This is a genomic window from Paenibacillus sp. RC67 (assembly GCF_030020805.1).
Classification (GTDB): domain Bacteria; phylum Bacillota; class Bacilli; order Paenibacillales; family NBRC-103111; genus Paenibacillus_S.
The window spans coordinates 7,106,665-7,125,022 of the sequence record NZ_CP125098.1 but is presented as its reverse complement, the minus strand read 5'-3'; the positions used below and the strand labels follow the sequence as shown (position 1 = coordinate 7,125,022).

Sequence of the window (18,358 nt, the reverse complement as noted above, 5' to 3'; positions counted from 1 at the left end):
GAATAGTAACCGTTTTCACCGATTGAATCTTGAGGGATTCTCCTCTTCCTTTTACGATGAAATTGTTTCCCGAATGGGACAGCGCCATCTAGAGAAGGGGGAGGTTTTTTTATGGCAATACCGGCGATGAAGCGGAGTACCCAAGTGTGGGTTCAAAAGCAGACGATTTGGAAGCGCATTCTTGCCAACCGGTATTTCTACATTATGCTGCTGCCGGCCATAGCGTATTATGGTGTCTTTCATTACTATCCCATGTATGGAGCGTTAATCGCCTTTAAGCAGTTCAGCATTACCAAAGGCATTCTGGGAAGCCCATGGGTTGGATTGAAGCATTTCGAGTATTTGTTTGGTCTGGATAAGTTTTGGCAGGTGTTTTGGAATACGATCATCATCAGCCTGTATCGGCTTGTCTTCGGTTTTCCTTTACCGTTAATAATGGCGGTGCTGCTGAATGAAGCGGCAAGGCTGGCTTTTAAAAAGACGGTTCAGACAATCGTTTATCTTCCGCATTTTATATCTTGGGTCATAATGGGCGGTTTGCTGATCAGCCTTCTATCCACGGATAGCGGTGTCGTCAACAATGTCATACGTTCGTTAGGCGGAGAGCCGGTTGGCTTTTTGACCGATGATAACTATTTTCGCAGCACTCTGGTATGGTCGATGATCTGGAAGGAATTCGGGTGGAACACGATCATATATATGGCAGCGCTTGCAGGGGTGAATCCGCAGCTCTACGAAGCCGCAGTGATGGACGGAGCGAACCGGTGGAGACGCATTTGGCACATTACGCTGCCTTCCATTCGCAGTACGATTATCATCCTACTTATTCTCCGTATTGGCAGCTTAATGGAGGCCGGCTTTGAACAAATATTTGTGCTGTATCATCCCGGTGTCTACAGCTCGGCAGATATCATTGATACCTATGTATACCGCATTGGTTTGACCGAGGGACGGTTTAGTATAGCGGCCGCGGTAGGCTTGTTCAAGTCGGTCATTAATTTTGTGCTGCTTGTTACAGCCAATCGGCTATCCCGCATGATGGGTGAGCAGGGGATTTACTAGACTAGCATTTCTTCGGAAAGCTCAGCAAACGCTTACGAAGATAGCTTTCCTTCGGAAAGCTCTAAGGAGGATTCATATGTCACATTCCGGTCTCGGCAGCAAGCTCTTCGATGGTTTGAACTACACGCTTTTATCATTGATTGCGATCATGACATTATATCCGTTCTGGGATTCGTTGATCGTTTCGATCACACCCTTAAATGAAAGCATCGCAAGCAGTATTCATTTATATCCTAAGGCAATTACGCTGGAAGCTTATCAGTATTTATGGAAGCTGGATCAGCTGTGGACCTCTTATAAGGTCAGCATTCTTATCACTGTGCTCGGAACGGTCATCAGCATGGTTGCAACCACATTGGCTGCCTACGCGCTATCCAAGAAGGACTTGCCCGGCAGCCGGGTTATCATGTTCGCTATCGTCTTCACGATGATGTTCAGTGGCGGCATTATTCCCAATTATCTCGTGGTGAAGCAGCTCGGGATGCTCAATTCCGTCTGGGCGATGATGATCCCTGCGGCCATTCAAACGTATAACCTCATCATTATGCGAAGCTTCTTCGTTTCCATTCCGGAGAGTCTGGAGGAATCGGCCAAAATAGATGGCTGCAACGATTTCGGGATCCTGCTGCGGATTGTCATTCCATTATCGATGCCGGCGATGGCCACGATCTCATTGTTTTACGCAGTATCCAAATGGAACGAGTTTTTCACGGCGGTCATGTACATTACGAACAAGGACTATTGGCCGCTGCAGCTGTTTCTCCGCTCGATGCTGATTGATAATGAAGCCTCCTTTCAATCAGGTGGAGACAGTCCGTTCTTGCTCGGTCAATCCATCAAAATGGCCACGATCATGATATCCACCATTCCGGTGATGATGATTTACCCGTTTTTTCAACGGTATTTCGTTCAGGGTGTAACGCTAGGTGCTGTAAAAGAATAAACGATTGCTCAGTAAGGGCCATCGGATCATCTTTTAAATAAGGGGAGGACAAAGAATATGAACAGTTGGAAAAAAGGAGTACTGCTCGTGCTATCGGCTGCGTTACCGTTATCGATGGCGGCATGCAGCAGCGGGAATACGGAAACCAAGACAGGCGGCAGCGACAAGGGTAGCGGAGACAAACCGACGAAGATTGTGTTCCTAACGACAGGAGATAATGCGGCGATGGGGATTAAGCCAGGGGACCGGATTGTGGCCGAGATTAACAAACGGTTGAATATCGATTTGGAGGTCAAATTCGTTCCCGAGAATGGCTATGAAAAAATTAACGTGGCTATGGCGACAGGAGATTTGCCTGATGTGGTAACAATCAATTATCCGTCTCCTTCCTTAAGTCAATGGATCGACGAAGGCTTGCTGCTTCCGCTTAACGACTATTTATCTGTAATGCCGACGGTAAAGGAGAAGCTGGATAAAAACTTGAAATGGACCGCCGTTAACGGTAAATATTACGGTTATCCATTCATTGAAGAGCGGGCCAATGCAACGATGGCATTCCGTGCTGATTGGTTGAACACGCTCGGAATCAAGCCTCCCCAGACGTTGGATGAGTTTTATCAGGCGTTGAAGGACGTTACAACCAAAGATCCTGATAAAAACGGCAAGAACGATACGTACGGCTTGACCGCTCAAAAAAATCCGGGCTTTAACACATCGTTTAATTTTGTGTTCTATGCCTATGGTATGCCGCATGGCGATTGGGTTCTTGATAACAGCGGCAAGGTCGTGCCTATTTTCGAGCATCCTGCGTTTAAGCAGGGAGTTCAATTCTTGAGAAAGCTGTGGGATGAGAAGCTGATCGATCCTGAGTTCCTGCTTAACGATGCTCAGCAGCGCGAGCAAAAGTTTTACCAAGGAAAGGTTGGCTTTATGGCCGCTCCATTATTCCGTCATGTCAGCCGTCTTGAAACAAGTCTGCAGAAGGTCAATCCTGAAGGGAAGCTGGGTTATTCGGCCCCGCCTGCGGGTCCCGATGGTAAACGAGGTATGAACAGCGCGCCGAAGAGCGGACTATTCACAGCGGTGACGAAGAATGCCAAAAGTCCGGAAAAGGCCGCCAAATTCATCGAATTCATGCTGTCTAAGGAAGGCCGCAGCTTGCTGGAGCTGGGCATGGAAGGTGTTCATTATACGAAACAGGGCGATAAAATCGTATACAACGAGGATGAACGTGCTAAAGACGGCTTCGCCTCCAACGGCTGGTCACATCCACTGGCATGGGGCAGCGTAGTGTGGCCACTGACGGAAAATTACTTGCCGCAAACAGAGCCGCAAGCGGACCGTGCCAAGGAATCCGTAGATATCGCTACCAAGAATATGGTGCCTAATCTAATTAATACGACCACACCGGAAGAGGTCGAAATGAGCGGCGTACTAGGTGAACTGATGAATCAATACTATCTTGAGATGATTACAGGCAAACGGGAGATCGATCCGGGTCTAGCCGAGCTGTCCAAGAAGTGGAGAGACCAAGGCGGCAGCAAAGTGCTGGATGCCGTTAACAAAGCTTACCAAGCGCAAAATAAAAAATAAATACGAGGACAGAGGGATGTTGGAAAACAGCCCTCTGTATATTTCTATTATACAATCAAAAGGAGTGTTTCCTTATGGAGCAATCGACTCAAGCAAGGAATGGCCAGCCGAATATTGTGTTCATTCTTACGGATGATCAAGGTCCTTGGGCATTGGGATGTGCAGGCAATTCTGAGATTAAGACGCCCCATCTCGACCGCTTAGCGGCGAGCGGCATGCGATTCTCGAACTTTTTTTGTACCTCTCCGGTTTGCTCTCCCGCTCGCGCCTCGCTTCTGACTGGGCGAATTCCTTCTCAGCACGGCGTTCATGATTGGATTCGGGGAGGGAACGTTGGCGAACGAACTATTCAATATTTGGAAGGTCAAACTGGCTATACGGAAATACTGGCTGAGAACGGATACCTATGCGGACTAAGCGGCAAATGGCATCTTGGGGACAGCATCGTTCCGCAGAAAGGCTTCACTCACTGGTACGTGCATCAGACCGGAGGCAGCGCATATTACGATGCGCCAATGATCAGGAATGGCGAATGCATTAATGAGTCGGGGTATTTGACGGATGTTATTACCGAGGATGCGCTGCGGTTTCTTGACGTGCAGGATGGGAGCAGACCCTTTTATTTGAGCGTACATTACACCGCTCCGCACAGTCCTTGGATCGATAGCCATCCGAAGGAATATTTGGACATGTACGAGGACTGCGCATTTGAGAGCTGTCCTCAAGAGCCTAAGCATCCATGGTCGATTAAAACGGCTCCATGGTCGGATGACCAAACCGAAAATCTGAAAGGCTACTTTGCCGCTGTAACGGCAATGGACCATAATGTAGGGCGCCTCATCGACAAGCTGGAGCAGATGGGTCTACGAGAGCAGACGCTGATTTGCTTCATGAGCGACAACGGATTTAACTGCGGCCATCACGGCATTTGGGGCAAGGGGAATGGCACATTCCCGCAGAACATGTTCGATACTTCCGTCAAAGTACCGGCTATTTTCAGTCAGCCTGGGCGCATACCGCAGGGAGAGGTTTGTAATGAGCTGGTCAGCGGCTATGATTTCATGCCGACTCTGCTGGAGTATGTTGGGCTCGATCATCCGGAGGCTGAACGGCTGCCGGGCAGCAGCTTTTTGCCGTCACTTCTTGGGGAAGAAGGGGCCGGGCGCGAGGATGTCGTCATCTTCGACGAATACGGTCCGGTACGCATGATTCGGACTCGAGATTGGAAGTATGTCCATCGGTACCCCTATGGACCACATGAGCTGTACAACCTGAAGGAAGATCCCGACGAGCGGATGAATCTTATTGATGCACTAGAAGCGCAGGAGCAGCGTACCGCAATGAAAGCAAGGCTGGAACGCTGGTTTCTCCGTTATGTGGATCCAGGAAGGGATGGAACGAAGGAAGGAGTCACCGGCTTCGGGCAATTGGAGCTTGCCGGACCTGCAGGAGAGGGAAGGGCGACTTATCATGAGGGGGAATCGTAAATCGGACTTTGGAGCCTGACGAAGGCTTGCGTGAGCAGATTGGCTGAGACACTATTCCTATTCCGGAAAAAATAAGTGTAATCCGCTGCGCCATCGGGTAAATTAGAAGTAAGCTAAGATCGAATGGAACAACGAAGGCTGAAGGAGGACCTGACGATGGATGCAAAGGAATGGGAAGAGCAGCTCGCGCGCAAGCTGACTGAGGGTGAGATGGATACGGAGGATACGGATGAAGCCGCCCGCAAACGGCTGCCGATAAAGACGGAGATCCGGATAACGGCGCAGATTGACCCTGTAGTACAGGAAACTAAGCTGTACCGCCAAATGGCCGATGAGGTCGACGGCCGATATGACCGTTGGGCTAAGGAAGAAACAGCGGATAATAACCATAAAGAATAAGAAAGCTTAAAGGATAAAGGCCAGCATCGCTGAACAATGATGCTGGCCTTTTTTTATTGCGCAGTAACCAACGAAGCCCCGTTCCGAACGCAGGTCGCGGTCAAAGGGGCTTTCGTCAATTACAATAACGATTAATCAAAAGAGCGTTTGTAGCGATAGGGGCTTAAGCCTACATGCTTTTTGAACAGCTGGCAAAAATAAGGGAAATTGCTTAATCCGATGGAATGGCCCACCTCTTGTACGGTCAAATCGCTTGTTTTCAGCAGCCAGCATGCCTGACGAATACGTCGGGCCGTCAAGTATTCCGTAATGCTCGTACCGGCGGTTTGACGAAACACGGCGGAGATATGGTTCGGCGACAAGTGAACGGCTTTGGCCAGGCTTTCCAGATGGAATTCCTCCATATAATGCTCTTCAATCCACTCCATAACCTGCTCCGCGCTGGTAGATTTGATTCTGACAGGCCGAGCTGATTCTTCCGGATTCCAATGCGCTTTCAATTCATGCAGCAGAGCTACAAGAAACAGCATTTCCTCCTCCAATAGCTCCTCCGGTGACGCTTTACCGATTCGTGTACGGTACAAATCAAGCAGCTGAAGGATATGCTGTTGGGGCAGATCGGAGAACACCTGATAGGCGATAGGATCCTTCCACAGCCAATGAAAGAACGATTGCAGCGATGCAAAAGGTGCCAAATAGCGGTCCAGCTCTGATGGTTCAAAAACGAACAGAGAACGGATGTAGGGCGTTTCCTCACTGACCTTCATCTGTATACGGTGTAGCTGATAAGGACGGAAGTAAACCAGACTGCCGGGTGCCAGCTTCACGATTTGTTGATTCACGATGACACTGCCGTGCCCCTCGTGTACGTATAACAGCTCCATCCCTTGGTGGGCATGGAAAATTTCAACGAATTCGTGGGTACGATCTCTGGCAAATGAAAGCTTAACCGGATGTCGGTTCAAGTTCATATAGTTCATTATTTTCATTGATACTATCACCTCGGTCGGTTAACCGTAATATAACAACATTTTATCATAAACACACCAAACATTGGACGAGCATTTTTTGTTATGCTTACCCTATGAGAATAGGAATGATGAAGCTCACTTTCAGGACTGTGGGTGAGCTACCATTTATTGGCGATTTGACTGCTTTGCTTGCGGCTTTATTAGGCAGCAGGAATGCAGGGGAGCGCTAGCTAGGAAAGACCTCGTTAAGAGGTTTTCCCCGATTTACACAGCATGTGTAACTACTATGACCAACGGAGTGTGAATAGATTGATCAAGCGCAGATTAAATGAGCAATGGGAGCATCACCGCGGAAGTCTGGGCGGGCCTTGGGAAGTCTGGCGTCAGGACAAGTTGCAAAATCACTATAATGTGCCATGGCATGGAGTAGAGCTGCCGCATTCTTACAATGGCCTGGACGTACTGGACCCTGATGGCAAGTATTATCAAGGACAAGGCTGGTACCGCAACAAGCTGGAAGTGAATAATCCTTATCCGCAAGGCAGAACGCTGCTTCATTTTGAAGGAGCAGGCCAACGGACGGACGTATATGTGTATACGAATAAAGTCGGCTCCCATTTGGGCGGCTATGATGAATTTACGGTGGATATTACGGAAGCTGTTGCACAAGCGCGCGAGATCGAGCGTTATAATGGGCTGATTCCAGTAGCTGTCGCTTGCGACAACAGCCGTGAGTTGGAGACGATTCCGTCTGACGCGAGTGACTTTAACCTGTACGGTGGGATTTACCGGTATTTGAATCTGGTTTATGTGCCGGCTGTTTCCTTGGAAAGAATCCATGTGGAGCCTCAGCTGTCGCAAGATCATGGAAGCTGCCGCGTATCGGTTCGCGCTGCACTCTATAACCCGGAAAGCTTGCAGGATAATGTTACCTTGAAAGTCACCATCCGAAACCGTGAAGGCCAAGAGCTGGCGCAATTCCAGCTTCGTGAGAAGCCTTGGACAGGGATGAAGGAGGTTGCCGTAACGGAGCTGTCGAACCCGACACTGTGGACGACGGACGACCCTTACTTGTATAGCTGCACAGTAGAACTGGAGAGTGCTTATGGCCGCACGGAGCAAGTGGAGCGTTTTGGTGCACGCAGCTTCGAATTCGTGAAGAGCGGACCGTTCAAGCTGAACGGCGAGCGTTTGCTGCTTCGCGGTACTCACCGCCACGAAGATCATGCAGGTGTAGGTCCTGCGATGACCGAAGAAATGATCCGTACAGAAATGGACCTGATCAAGGACATGGGAGCGAATTTCATTCGACTGGGTCACTATCAGCAATCACGCATCGTCCTCGAATTGTGCGATGAGCTCGGAATCCTGGTATGGGAAGAAATTCCTTGGTGCCGCGGAGGTCTTGGTGGAGAACAGTATCGCCAGCAGTGCCGCGATATGCTGACGGCCATGATCGAGCAGCATTACAACCATCCTTCCGTTATTCTGTGGGGCTTGGGTAACGAGAACGATTGGGAATGCGACTTCGATTACTTCGATCAACAGGAAATTCGCAAGTTCATGAAGGAGCTTCATGACTTGTCGCATAAGCTGGATCCAAACCGTTTGACGGCTATTCGCCGCTGCGAGTTTTGTAAGGACATCATCGACGTGTACTCGCCTTCGATTTGGGCAGGCTGGTACCGCGGTATTTATACGGACTATGAAGATAGCTCCCGTCAAGCATTTGAAAATGTCGACTCTTTCTTCCATATGGAGTGGGGCGCGGATAACCTGGCAACACGTCATGTGGAAAAAACATACACTGGCTTTGAGTTTATCAAAGGCGGCGATGGAGATACCGACGAGCGTGATGGCGACTACCTATTGACTGGCGGAGAGCCGCGCGTATCCCGTGACGGCGACTGGTCGGAGACTTATTTCTGCGAAATGATCGACTGGTATTTGAAATCCCAGGAGAACATGGAATGGCTGACTGGCGCAGCTCAATGGGCGTTCAAAGACTTCGCAACGCCGGTTCGTCCGGATTCGCCGATTCCTTACTTGAACATGAAAGGGATCATTGAACGCGACTTTACGAAAAAAGAAGCTTACTACGTCTACCAATCGTACTGGACAAGCAAACCGATGGCACGCATTTACGGTCATACGATGCCAGTTCGTTGGGGAGCCGCGGATGAGCTGAAAAGCATCAAAGTTTACTCCAACTGCACGGAAGCGGAACTGTTCCTGAACGGTGTGAGCCTTGGCGTGAAGCAGCGCGATTCGCAGAATTTCCCTGCAGCAGGCCTGCGTTGGGATACGTTGCTGAAGCCTGGTATGAACCAGGTGAAGGTAGTAGCGACCAAAGATGGCGTTACCGTAACGGATGAGCTTTCGTTTGAATATCAAACGGAAACATGGGGCCAGCCAGTTGAACTGAAGCTGAACGCTCAGAAGCAGCAAGACGGCAACATTCTTGTAGAAGCGGTAGCTTATGACGCTAATGGCGTGCGCTGCCTCGATGCATTGAACTTCGTTCGTTTCGGCTTAACCGGCGACGGCAAGCTGATCGATCGTCAAGGTACCGTTCGCGGCTCCAGCTTGGTTCAGTTGACCAACGGACGCGCCCGCATCGTGTTTGATCCTGTAGGTGCAGCTGCTGCAAGCGTGCCGGTTACCGGTTTCGTATCGGCAGGCGGTCCGGCAGCGGCCATTGCGGCGAATGGAACGGCAACACGCGAACCGGTTTCAGTTGTTAGCGTAGCAAGCGCCGGTTTGCCAACCGCATTCTTGACCATCTAACATTATGGTAATAAGAGCTGGATGAGCCTTGGCCCATCCTGCTTCCTATAAGCTTCATTCGATTCTAAGCCATCCTAAAGGAGGATCTATCAAATGACAACATTGGATACGAGCAAGTTGAAGCAAGCGACGAATTTGCAAGAAGCACTGCCGCATATTTGGGAAGCATTGCAGCAGAAGGTAGACCGTATGATTACACAAATCGGTGACAAGTCCCCGCACGTGGCTCCAGCCGATACAGGGATTTACGATGATTTGCGCCATGACTGGTGGACTTCAGGCTTCTGGCCGGGCATTTTGTGGATTATGCACGAGATGACAGGCAAAGAGCATTACAAAAATGCTGCATGGGTATGGGACGAAAAGCTCGAGCAAAAATCCATCCAACAAAACAATTACCATCATGACGTAGGCTTCCAATACCTGCCTACAGCTGTTATTAAATACAAACTAACAGGTGACGAAGACGGCAAGCGCCGTGGCCTGCTAGCAGCGAACTTCCTGGCTGGACGTTTCAACATTGCAGGTAACTTCCTGCGTGCATGGAATCAGGAAAAAATCGGCTGGTCGATCGTAGACTCCTCGATGAACCTGTCCATCTTGTTCTGGGCAGCCGAAGAGATTAAAGATCCTCGCTTCAGCCATATTGGTAAAGCTCACGCGGATACCGTTGTGAACCATTTCATCCGTGAGGATGGTTCCGTTAACCATATCGTCAGCTTCAACCCGGAGTCCGGTGAATTCATCGAGTCCCTTGGCGGTCAAGGCGCAGGACCTCATTCCTCCTGGAGCCGCGGTGCAGCTTGGGCGCTGCACGGTATGGCGAACACTTATCGCTATACTGGCGATAAGAAATATTTGCGCGCAGCACAACGCGTAGCACACTACTTCCTGTCCATGCTTCCAGAAGATCATGTAGCGCACTGGGATTTCCGCGCGGCAGACTCTTTGGCCGACGAGCCGCGTGACACATCGGCTGCATCCTGCGCCGCTTCAGGCTTGCTTGAGCTGGCTGATGCGCTTCCAGGCGTGGAAGGCATTGCATACCGCGACGCGGCTGAGCGTATCCTGCTCTCGCTGACGCAAAACTATGGTACTTGGGACCGTCCTGAGCATGAAGCGATTCTGCTCGAAGGTACGGGCAACAAGCCGGCTGGACAAAACATCAATGTCTCCCTGATCTACGGAGACTACTACTATGTTGAAGCCATCGCCAAGCTGCTTGGCTGGAAAAACCGCATTTTCTAATCGATTCGCGGCGAGTGCCGCAATCGATGTTAAAAAAGCTCCTTCTCGTGTAGGCGAGAAGGAGCTTTTATTTGTTGGCTCTATATTGTCTAGGGTTTATTCCTGTCGTTCGCTTGAAAAATCGTGAAAAGGTGAATATATCCTTAAACCCAAGCTCCTCCGTAATATAAGAGATATTGAATTCGCTGTACCGCAGCATTTCCTTGGCTTTCTCCAGCCTCACCCTATCGATGAATGATTTTAAATTTTCTCCGGTCAGCTGCTTGAACAGCTTCGATACATGACTTCGTGTATAGGATAGCTGATGTGCAATCTCATCTACCGTAATAGGCCTGCCGTTCCGCTCTCTCACCAAATCCGTAATGGTCCGAACAAGCTGGCTGGGCTCATCCTCCTTTTTGCAAAAATCTTCCGAATCGATATATACAAATAGGGATTCGAGCATCCCTTCCACAAACGTTTTCTCATACGGTCGCAGGATGGTTCCTGTAATCGTAGCTAGAAGTGATGCGGTAAATTTCTCGGTGAACAACGATTTTCGAATAACACTTTCCCACTGGTTGTTACCTGTCGTACTGCGTTCGAACTTCAATGTAACCCATGCTGCTCCCGGAGTATCATATATGAATTCATGTTCCTGATACGGAGGAATCAACAGCATATCTCCAGCATTCAGTACCTCGGTTCCCTCGTCCTGCAGCGCGTAAGTAATATGACCTCGAGTGGCAATCTCCAACTGCCAAAACGGATGCGAGTGCAGAGATACCTTCCCGTAGTCGTGCTTCTCTCCTTTGAACAAAATGAGCAGATTAGAGTTCATTCGACTAAGCCTCCTCTTACAAAGCGTCTTCCCTTCACAATATCAATAATCACACAAAACGACAAGTAATGCTTCGATTTTGCCATTCGTCTCTATTTAGTAAGGTGATATATTATCTATGTAAAATAATGACGGAGAGGCGTGAAAAGTTCATGACCAAATTAGGTGTCTTAATGCCAGTAAGTATGCAAAAAGCTATATTTTCAGAAGCCAGCCGCAAGGAGCTTGAATCGATCGCACAAGTAGAATGGAATCCAACCGATGTACAATTCAACGATGATGAAGCAGCTGCATTTTTGCAGGATTGCGAAGTATCTGTTGGCTCTTGGAGGACACCTAAACCTTCGAAAACCATATTGGAAGCGTGTTCATCCCTCAAACTGTGGGAGCATGCTGCCGGATCGGTAAAAGGCTTTTTCACCGACGATTTGCGCGGCAGTGACATTATGATCGCTTCTTGCGCTCCTGCCATCGGAAAGACCGTTGCCGAAATGGTGCTTGGGGAAATGATCATCGGCTTACGCCGGGTGATACCGAATGCCCAAACGAATCAAACCGAGTTCAGAGAGCCCGTTCCTAATAAATTATACCTGGCTGCTGCCACTGTCGGAATCATCGGTGCTTCCCAGGTAGGACGGTATTTCCTGCAGCTCGTGCGTCCCTTTGGCCCTCAGATATTGCTCTATGATCCTTATATAACACACGAAGCCGCAGCAGAGCTCGGAGCGACTAAAGTCGATTCGTTAGTGGAGCTGTGCAAGCAATGTGATGCGATCACGATGCACACGCCGATGACGGACAGCACGCGTCATATGATGGGGGCAAACGAATTCCAGGCGATGAAAGATGATGCCGTATTTATCAATTCCTCTCGTGGAGGCTGCATCGATGAGAAAGCATTGATTGCTGAGCTGGAGAAAGGGCGCCTGTTCGCTTTTCTCGATGTATCCGATCCCGAACCTGCAGAGATGAGTAATCCGATCCGCACGCTGCCTAATTGCATCTATACTTCCCACTTAGCGGGAGGACAAAGCTACCATATCGGAAATCAGGTCGTTGAAGACGTAAAAGCTTATTTGAATGGTTCCAAACCGAAAATGGTCGTTACTTGGGATATGCTGGATCGTTTGGCATAGCCGTTGGAGGGAAACTAGATGAATTCCATGATCTATACACTATTTCCAAAGTTCTTCCAAAGCTACGATGTGAACCAGCTTGCTGCTATTGCGCGCGATAGCGGGTTCGATGCGGTTGATTTGGTCGTCCGCGACGGATATTGGGTAACACCTGAACGATTTGCCAAAGAAGCACCGGCTTTTGTGCAGGCTATGCAGCGTAGTAACTTGAAGGTGGAGTTCGCCACTACCGGCTTTTCACCTGAAATGCTTGCTGAAGATGAAACGCCTTTGAGAGTCATGTCCGATATCGGTATCCACAGCTTTCGCATGTCGTATTTTTCATATGATGAGCATGAGAACTTGTTCAACCAAATGGAAAAAGCCCGTGTCTCCATGCATCAAATGGCGGAGCTGTGCGCGAAATACAACATCAAGGCGGTCTATCAAATTCATCACGGGGATCGTATGCTCATTCATCATGCGTATGCTGCACTATCTCTGGTGGAAGGACTGCCATCCGAATATGTCGGCATTATGCCGGACCCTGGCAACCAGTTTCATGAAGGAACCGATAACTGGAGAAGGGCGATAACAACGTTAGGAAGCTACTTAGCTGGTATGGGTATGAAGGATGCCCAGTACGTGTTCAATCCAGATGGAAAAACTGCTCCGAACAAAGGCTGGAGCAAGCAATGGACACCTTGTCAGGACGGAGTGACGAATTGGCATGTCATTGCGAAGGCGCTGCACGAAGCGAAGTTTCAAGGCGTGCTGAACTTCCAGCCTTTTTACCACAGCAGCAATCTGGATCTCCTTATTCCTGCGCTGCAAGAAGAGGTTGCCTACATCAAGAAAATCATGTCAGAGGCGGGGGAAGCGGAGTTATGAAGCCGTATGATATAGCTATAACGGGATTACAGCTGTTTGAGCTGCCTGTACAGACTCGTGTTCCTTTGAAGTTCGGGGCTGAGGTGCTCACGACGGTAACTTGCGCGAGAGTATGCATTCAGACGGAAAATCGACGTGGCGAACGTGCCGAAGGCTGGGGGGAAACGCCGTTAAGTGTGCAGTGGGTGTGGCCGAGCTCACTCAGCTATGAAGTACGCGAGCAAGCGCTGAAGTCTGTGTGCCGACTCATCGCTGAAGATTTATCCCAGTGGAGGGAGCAGGGCCATCCGTTTGAGCTTGGCGTGCTGTATCAGAAGCAGCGGTTGCCTGGAGTGGTCGATACTTTTAACGCAAGCTCGGGTCTGCCTGAACCTGTGCCGTATTTGGCGGCGCTCGTTTGCTTCTCTCTCTTCGACATTGCGCTTCATGACGCTTATGGACAAACGAATCGGGTCGCCACCTATGAGACCTACAACAGCACCTATATGAACGCTGATCTGTCTGCTTATTTACAGCCTGCAGCAGGATCATCCGTTAGCTTCGATGGATTGTACCCGGAGGACTTTTTCAGCATACCTTCGCAAAAAGAATTAGTTGCTTGGCATTTGGTTGGAGGCAAAGACCTGCTGTATCGGCATGAATTGACTGGAGAAGAAAGCAATGACGGCTATCCTTATACGCTGGAGGATTGGATTGAACGAGACGGCTTGAAATGCTTGAAAGTAAAGCTGACAGGGAATGACCCAGCCTGGGATTACACACGCCTTGTTCAGGTAGGAGAAATTGCTTTGGCTGGTCAGGTTGTATGGTTGACGGCCGATTTCAATTGTCAGGTCACCGATTGCAGCTATGTGAACGATATATTGGATCGTTTAATGCAGGAGCACCCAGACATCTATAAAGCGATATTGTATATTGAGCAGCCTTTCCCTTATGACTTGGAGGAGCATCAGCTCGATGTCCGCAGTGTCAGTGCCAGAAAGCCATTGTTCATGGATGAAAGCGCCCACGACTGGGAGCTGGTTAAGCTGGGTCGGGAGCTAGGCTGGACCGGCGTCGCTCTTAAAACATGCAAGACGCAAACAGGAGCTTTACTTAGCCTTTGTTGGGCCAAGGCTCATGGGATGACATTGATGGTTCAAGATCTAACGAATCCGATGCTGGCGCAAATTCCTCATTTGCTGTTAGCGTATCATGCAGGTACAATTATGGGAGTGGAAACGAACGGGATGCAATTTTACCCTGAAGCCTCTCGTTATGAAGCCCTCGTTCACCCGGGGTTGTATCAGAGGCAAAAAGGTAAAGTACAGCTTAGCAGCCTAAAAGGTTACGGATTCGGCTATCATGTCGAGCAAATCGCCAGACCTCTCCCTAAGCCCACTGTATGCTACTAGACAGCGGAAAGGCGGTGTAACCGATGAAAGTGAAATCCAAGGTGAACATCGGAATTATTGGAATGGGCAATATGGGCAAGTTGTACTACGAGCAGTTGTCCCATATGGAGCCTTGTCAGGTCGTCTCTATTTGGAGTCAAAAGGAAGAAAAGGTAAGAAAGCTAGCTGAGGAATACGGCGTGCAGGGCTATACCGATTATATAGCGATGCTTGATGCAGGTAATTTGGACGCCGTTATCGTGGCTACGCCTCATTATCAGCACACGGCCGTAACTATTGAGGCGCTGCGCAGAAATATTCACGTACTCGTGGAAAAACCGATAGCTGCTCATGCAAAAGACGCGGAGCGTATGATTTCGGTCTATAACGAGCAAAAAAAGCTTAAGCCTGATTTGGTATTCGCAGCCATATATCAACAGCGTACCGTTCCTCAATGGCAGTATATCAAACAATTAGTGCAGGAAGGCAAGCTTGGCAGATTAATGAGGTTTGCCTGGTTTAATACGAACTGGTTTCGCCCGCAGGCGTATTTTAACGTGGGTAATTGGCGTGGAACATGGAACGGTGAAGGCGGCGGAGTACTGTTAAATCAGTGCGCGCACAATCTGGATATGATGTGGTGGCTGTTCGGTCTTCCCCAAGCTATTACGGCTACGGCTTCCTTCGGGAAATACCACAATATCGAAGTCGAGGATGAAGTGCATGCTGTGCTCGAGTACACAGGAGGCTTGATGGGAAGCTTCGTCGCTTCTACATCGGAGTGGCCGGGTACGGATCGGTTAGAAATCGTCGGAGAATACGGAAAGCTTGTGTATGAGCAAAAAAAGGTGACTCTGTATCAAAACGCCGAGTCTGCGCTCGACTATATTCATCATGCCAAGCAAGCCTTCGGTACCGTAAAGCATGATGTATCGGAAATTGCATGGGATGAAAGCACCGGACCGGGCCATGAACGTATTTTGGAGGATTTCCTCCAAGCGATAACAGAAAAGAGGGAGCCTTTGGTTCCTGCGGCAGAAGGGCTGAGCTCACTCATGATCATCAATGGCATGGTGCTGTCTTCCCTACGCGAAAGCAAAGTGCGTCTGCCGTTAGACAGCGATGAATACGATCGCGCATTGCAAAAGCTCATTCAGGATTCTACGTATCGCAAGCCGGAGTCGAATCATGATCATGTGATGGTGGATGTTAAGGATTCGTTTCGGTAGAGGTGATAAAAAGAAGAAACGGCTTTTAGGTCGTTTAGTCGGTTGAGAAACCTCTGAAGATACAGATGGGTATGGGGTGCTCCGGTGAGGTATCCCCTTCCGGCCGCTGTTGTTCACGGGAAATTCGATTTTATTCCGCTTTATAGCGGTTATTTCCCGAGAACAAAGGCGGACGCTATCGCTCCTACAGGGAATACCTCACCTACCGCTAGCGTATCTTCTGGATTACAGAACAGGCTTATCAACAGACAGAAGAAACGGCGGGTATGTGCCGTTTCTTCTTTTTTACCATTATTAGAGTTTATAAAAAAATCGGGGCTCCCCGCAAAGTACCTGAATCAGCTTCGAAGCCAAGGCCCCACTTTGTGGGGGATCTCATTTAGAGGGTTTTATATAGGATTGAAATAAGGTTTTTATTTTTTCGCTCAAGTAATGGCTTCCGCCGCGTTCCTGAACTTGCTCGACCATCAGGGCAACCAGCAGCTGAGGCTTGTCGGTATTGAAGGCGACGAACCAGCCGTTCTCTTGACCGGCGACGTCTTTTTTCTGCTTCAGCTCAGCGGTACCGGTTTTACCAGCCAATCGCAAGCCTTTGATCATCGCGGTATGACCTGTGCCAGAAGGATTCTCGATGACCTCAACCATTTTGTCGGTTACGGTTTTGACGACGTCAGGACCCAGCAGCTCGCTTTTCCAAGGCTCAGGCTTGGCTGCCTCACTTAAAAGCAGGGTCGGCTTGAGCATCGTCCCATTGTTCGTAAATACCGTATAGGTTGTCGCCACATGAAGAGAGTTCATGACGACCTCCCCTTGACCGTAACCGGAATCGGCTAATTGAATATCGTTCTTCATCTTCGGTGTGTTGGAGAGCGACGAAGCATCGAAAGCGAGCGGGAGGGGCAGCTGCTCTCCGAACCCGAATTTGCCTGCGTCCTGCATGAATTTTTGCTCGCCCATCTCCAGCGCCACTTGAGCGAAATAAATATTATCCGAGTACATCATCGCCTTGGACAGATCGACCTGGCTTTGGGATGTGGATACTCGCGACACATAGTAATTGCCCCAGGATGAGTCCTTCTTCCAGGTCTTTCCGATAATTTCCTTCGTCGCATTCGGATCCAGAGCGTGCTCCTGCAAAGCGATAGCTGCCGTAATAGGCTTAAAAGCCGAGCCAGGGGCATAAGCCCGGGCAAAGCGGTTCAATAGAGGCTTGTTAGGGTCCTCTGTCCATGTCTTCCATTGTTCAGCGGTTACGCCGCTAATGAACAGGTTAGGATTATACGATGGAGCGCTAACCAAGGCCAATACTTCACCTGTCATGGGCTGTATAGCGGCGCCAGACCCTGAGTCCTTGGCGAGCTGACGGTATAGGTCGGACTGCAGCGCCGAATCGATAGTCAGCTTAACGTCCTCGCCATCTACGGCTTCTCGACTTGCCAGTGTAGCCTTTTCCTTGCCGTCAGCATCGACGATATAGATGCGTCCGCCATCCTTACCCCGAAGCTTGGACTCCAAGGAAAGCTCCAAGCCGGTTTTGCCGATCCAATCATCGGCTCCATACCCCTTATCCTTGTACTTGTCCAGTTCTTCCGCAGTCAATTTGCCTATGTATCCTACCAGATGAGCAGCTGCATCCTCCAATGGATAGGAGCGTACCTTTTTCGTGCGGTAAGTTACTCCTGGTATCGCCGTGAGCGTCTCAAACCGTTGATCTCCCTTGGGGACGATGGTCACAGGAACGAAATAATCCGGCTTTACCCATGCGGCTTTCAGCAGATTTTGTATCGTTTTGGGGTCCAGCTTCAGCAGATCAGCAAGCTTCTGAATCGAATCCTCCTGGGCTTCCGGCAGCTTCTTCGGAATAATGCCGAGCTCCAGTTTATCTTCATTGACAGCCAGTCCGAAACCCTGCCGATCCAGGATTTCTCCGCGCTCTGCCTTCGTATCCTGAACCCTTATTTTATCCATGTCACCCAATTTGGGATGTATTAAGTTAGAGTCCCATTGAACTCGCCAGTTGGCGTCCTCTTTGACCACAAGCGCGTTCTGATCGTAGGTGATAGGGCCAAACGTGCTGTTCATATTGACATGCAGCTTGTAGGATTGTTTATCTTTGATTTTTCGGTTGGGGTCTTGTTCTACCGGCTGCCATTGGATGGCGAAATCGCTCATCCCGATACCGTCATAAATCGATTTGTGACGGGTGACGAACGCGGTCGCGTCGATTTTTTGTTTGGATTCCGTGGAGAGCCATTCGTACATGGCTTCGTACTGCTTTTGCTGCCACGCATTCGTGAACGATTGCATCGCTTCATCCGGAGTCGGTTCATTTCCTTTGCATCCTGCCATTGCGACTAAAACGCAGGTGAGCGCAAATAAGCGGCCCCATGCCGCGATTCGATTTTTTTTCATCATTCACCATTCCCTTGCATTTCCGTTG

At 49.4% G+C, this 18,358-nt stretch carries 14 protein-coding genes; 11 read left to right on the top strand and 3 right to left on the bottom strand.

Annotated features, from left to right (window positions below; genetic code table 11):
- Positions 1-111 precede the first annotated feature (111 nt).
- From QMA13_RS32165 to QMA13_RS32145, 5 genes are all read left to right on the top strand, one after another.
- On the top strand, positions 112-1,062 hold the full coding sequence (locus tag QMA13_RS32165) for an ABC transporter permease (protein WP_282937706.1): 951 nt from the start codon (positions 112-114) through the stop codon (positions 1,060-1,062).
- Positions 1,063-1,138: 76 nt separating this feature from the next.
- Positions 1,139-2,005, top strand: a complete 867-nt coding sequence (locus tag QMA13_RS32160; protein ID WP_282937705.1) for a carbohydrate ABC transporter permease — start codon at positions 1,139-1,141, stop codon at positions 2,003-2,005.
- A gap of 57 nt (positions 2,006-2,062) precedes the next feature.
- Positions 2,063-3,598 carry an extracellular solute-binding protein gene (locus QMA13_RS32155; protein WP_282937704.1) on the top strand — a complete coding sequence of 512 codons (1,536 nt, stop codon included), beginning with the start codon at positions 2,063-2,065 and terminating at the stop codon, positions 3,596-3,598.
- Positions 3,599-3,672: 74 nt separating this feature from the next.
- The gene (locus tag QMA13_RS32150) at positions 3,673-5,085 is read left to right on the top strand and encodes a sulfatase family protein (RefSeq protein ID WP_282937703.1); all 1,413 of its coding nucleotides are present in this window, start codon (positions 3,673-3,675) and stop codon (positions 5,083-5,085) included.
- 156 nt (positions 5,086-5,241) lie between these two features.
- Positions 5,242-5,484 (top strand): hypothetical protein, encoded by a 243-nt coding sequence (locus QMA13_RS32145; RefSeq protein WP_282937702.1) that lies wholly within the window; start codon positions 5,242-5,244, stop codon positions 5,482-5,484.
- Positions 5,485-5,615: 131 nt separating this feature from the next.
- Here QMA13_RS32145 and QMA13_RS32140 read toward each other — a convergent pair whose 3' ends face one another.
- On the bottom strand, positions 5,616-6,473 hold the full coding sequence (locus QMA13_RS32140; RefSeq protein ID WP_282937701.1) for an AraC family transcriptional regulator: 858 nt from the start codon (positions 6,471-6,473) through the stop codon (positions 5,616-5,618).
- Positions 6,474-6,764: 291 nt separating this feature from the next.
- On the opposite strand from QMA13_RS32140, the gene QMA13_RS32135 reads away from it, so the two are divergent.
- Together QMA13_RS32135 and QMA13_RS32130 are read left to right on the top strand one after the other, a co-directional pair.
- A complete protein-coding gene (locus QMA13_RS32135; protein WP_481858063.1) occupies positions 6,765-9,242 on the top strand; it encodes a glycoside hydrolase family 2 TIM barrel-domain containing protein in 2,478 nt (825 codons plus the stop codon).
- A 93-nt stretch (positions 9,243-9,335) separates the two neighbouring features.
- The gene (locus QMA13_RS32130) at positions 9,336-10,490 is read left to right on the top strand and encodes a glycoside hydrolase family 88 protein (protein ID WP_282937700.1); all 1,155 of its coding nucleotides are present in this window, start codon (positions 9,336-9,338) and stop codon (positions 10,488-10,490) included.
- 67 nt (positions 10,491-10,557) lie between these two features.
- Here QMA13_RS32130 and QMA13_RS32125 read toward each other — a convergent pair whose 3' ends face one another.
- Positions 10,558-11,310: an AraC family transcriptional regulator gene (locus QMA13_RS32125; protein ID WP_282937699.1), complete on the bottom strand. Its 753-nt coding sequence runs from the start codon at positions 11,308-11,310 to the stop codon at positions 10,558-10,560.
- 152 nt (positions 11,311-11,462) lie between these two features.
- On the opposite strand from QMA13_RS32125, the gene QMA13_RS32120 reads away from it, so the two are divergent.
- From QMA13_RS32120 to QMA13_RS32105, 4 genes are read left to right on the top strand one after another with little or no spacing between them, the layout of a single operon-like run.
- Positions 11,463-12,446 carry a hydroxyacid dehydrogenase gene (locus QMA13_RS32120; protein ID WP_282937698.1) on the top strand — a complete coding sequence of 328 codons (984 nt, stop codon included), beginning with the start codon at positions 11,463-11,465 and terminating at the stop codon, positions 12,444-12,446.
- Between the two features lie 18 nt (positions 12,447-12,464).
- Positions 12,465-13,316, top strand: coding sequence for a sugar phosphate isomerase/epimerase family protein (locus QMA13_RS32115; protein WP_282937697.1), 852 nt, complete (start codon positions 12,465-12,467; stop codon positions 13,314-13,316).
- A complete protein-coding gene (locus QMA13_RS32110) occupies positions 13,313-14,710 on the top strand; it encodes an enolase C-terminal domain-like protein (protein WP_282937696.1) in 1,398 nt (465 codons plus the stop codon). Before QMA13_RS32115 ends, QMA13_RS32110 begins: the two co-directional genes overlap by 4 nt.
- 23 nt (positions 14,711-14,733) lie before the next feature.
- On the top strand, positions 14,734-15,918 hold the full coding sequence (locus QMA13_RS32105; protein ID WP_282937695.1) for a Gfo/Idh/MocA family protein: 1,185 nt from the start codon (positions 14,734-14,736) through the stop codon (positions 15,916-15,918).
- Positions 15,919-16,293: 375 nt separating this feature from the next.
- On the opposite strand, the gene QMA13_RS32100 is transcribed toward QMA13_RS32105, so the two are convergent.
- Positions 16,294-18,333, bottom strand: a complete 2,040-nt coding sequence (locus QMA13_RS32100) for a penicillin-binding transpeptidase domain-containing protein (protein ID WP_282937694.1) — start codon at positions 18,331-18,333, stop codon at positions 16,294-16,296.
- Positions 18,334-18,358: the final 25 nt, after the last annotated feature.